We start from the raw sequence: 396 nt of genomic DNA on the forward strand, positions 1-396 counted from the left end.
CAGGCTGGAACCTGGCGACAGCAAAAGCTGATGGCACTTCAACTGATACCGTAAACACTTATGCTTTCACTAAGAAAGCTGCACTTGATACTGCGCAAAGTGACTATGATACTGCGAATACTGCGTATTTGGCAGCGGTTAAAAGCGGTGTTGCTGGTGATATTACGACGACCAAAGGTACACTGGATGGTAAAAACACCGCATTAGCTACAGCGGTGAAAGATGCGACTGCTGTTAATGAAGCAGTAAATGGCAAGGCGCGTACTGTTGCTGCCAAAGGTTTTGATGTGTTGAGCGGGACTGTGGATTCTGCTGGTGTTGCAACTGGTACTACACCGTTGGCAGATATCGATAAAGCACTGAAAGCGGTTGATACTCAGCGCAGCGTGTTAGGTG

Annotated in this window: 1 pseudogene; it reads left to right on the forward strand. The window is 47.7% G+C overall.

The features are described 5' to 3' along the window. Positions 1-396, forward strand: a pseudogene (locus YROHD0001_RS0119190) (flagellin FliC); the annotation flags it as partial.

This window comes from Yersinia rohdei ATCC 43380 (genome assembly GCF_000173775.1).
Lineage (GTDB): Bacteria > Pseudomonadota > Gammaproteobacteria > Enterobacterales > Enterobacteriaceae > Yersinia > Yersinia rohdei.